We start from the raw sequence: 1642 nt of genomic DNA, 5'->3' as shown, positions 1-1642 counted from the left end.
TCGCCGCCAACCTCGACGACATCGCCGGACGATACGGCGCCGACACCGCGACGTTCGTCGCGGTCCAGCTCGAATACCCCTGGGAACCCGGCGCGGAGGCCACCCGCATCCGCTGAGGTCCGTATCGGTGGCTGTCAGGGTCGACGCGTTCGCATCGCCGGTGGCGGTGAGTTCGAGCAGCACGCTCGGGAACGCCGACACCCCGAACGGGTCGCTCTTGCCCGCGGACGTTTCCTTGAAGGTGACAAAGCGGCCGGTCCGGCCAAGGTCCTTACGGCGAGCGTCGCACCGTGTCGCGTCCGTCCTTCTTTGCTCTCAGCAGGGCCATGTCGGCCGAATGCAGCATCAAGGTCGGCGTATCCGTGGGATCCCTGCGTTCGGCGAGGCCGATGCTGATGCTCACCGGGCCCGGAAGTGCGGCGATCGCGGCGCGCAGCGACTCGGCCCACGCGGCGGCGGCATCGAGGTCCATCCCGGGCAGCATCACGGCGAACTCGTCGCCGCCGAGCCGTCCGGCGGCATCGTCCGGGCGCAGATGCCGCCTGATCGTCATCGCGATGGCCCTCAGCACGCGGTCGCCGGCATCGTGACCCAGCACGTCGTTGACCTGCTTGAAGCGGTCGACATCGATGATCACCACCGAGAACGGGGCCTCCGGTGCGAGGGTGCCGACGTGCTCGTCGAGCAGGATGCGGAACTGCCGGCGATTGAGCAGCTGGGTCAACGTATCCAGCGTCGCCAGGCCGAAAAGCGCCTGGTGGTAACGGGATTCCAGCTGGCCCGAAACGAACTTCAGCACGACGTCGCCGAGCACGAGCTGGTCGCCCTCGCGCAGCGTCGTGTGGTCCACGCGGCGGCCATTGACGACCGTGCCGTTCTTGGAGCCGAAGTCCCGCAGGTGGATCCGTCCCGCGTCCTGCCAGATCGTGCAGTGAAGTCGGGAGACGGACGGGTCGGTGATCTGGAAGTCGGCGCCCGGATCGCGCCCGATGACTACGGGCACCTCGTGCACGTGGATGCAATGGCCCAGGCGTGGCCCGGCGATGACGACCAGGCACGGATCGGGCACGTCCCGCCCCGGCACCGGGCGGCCCAGCGGCGGAACGGTTTCGGCCGGGCGGCCGCGGCGCCCGAAGTTCAACGCACCGTCGTCGTCATGCCAAGGCGCGGGGGTCGCGGCGGAAGTCCGGTTTCGCATGCATCGGCTGCCTGGCTGGACGGTCGCGTGCCACGAGCGGCAGCGCATCGGCGGATCCTCGGGACGGCCGCTTCAGCACCACGTGAAATTCGGGGGGAAGCAGCAGGAACCGTGCGCGCCATCGCGTTTGCTGCTGCCGTGCAGAGTTTACATAATATACATTATGCGCACTCGATGATCCGCCGAACCCGGGCCTACATGCTCCGGAACAGCGCCATGAACGGCTGGCTGACGACGAGCGTCTCGGCCCGCCCCTTCAGCGTCAGGTGGCCCTTGCCGGTGTCGTCGCGGCTGATCGAATCGATGGCCTTCAGGTTGACGATCGTCGCCCGGTGGATCTGCTTGAAGGCCGCCGGATCGAGCACGTCCAGCAGATCCTTGATCGGCTTGCGCAGCAGCGCCTCGCCGGCGCGGGTCACCACGGTCGTGTACTTGTTGTCGGCG

At 68.0% G+C, this 1642-nt stretch carries 2 protein-coding genes; both read right to left on the bottom strand.

Annotation, left to right across the window (positions count from 1 at the left end):
* Nucleotides 1–271: 271 nt before the first annotated feature.
* Nucleotides 272–1141 (bottom strand): GGDEF domain-containing protein, encoded by an 870-nt coding sequence (locus tag V6M46_RS09190; protein ID WP_332664020.1) that lies wholly within the window; start codon nt 1139–1141, stop codon nt 272–274.
* A gap of 251 nt (nt 1142–1392) precedes the next feature.
* Nucleotides 1393–1642: LytTR family DNA-binding domain-containing protein (locus tag V6M46_RS09185; RefSeq protein ID WP_332664017.1), on the bottom strand; the 250-nt coding region annotated here is incomplete at its 5' end.

It is taken from the genome of Aeromicrobium sp. (assembly GCF_036676885.1).
Lineage (GTDB): Bacteria > Actinomycetota > Actinomycetes > Propionibacteriales > Nocardioidaceae > Aeromicrobium.
This window is presented reverse-complemented; position numbering and strand designations above follow the sequence as displayed.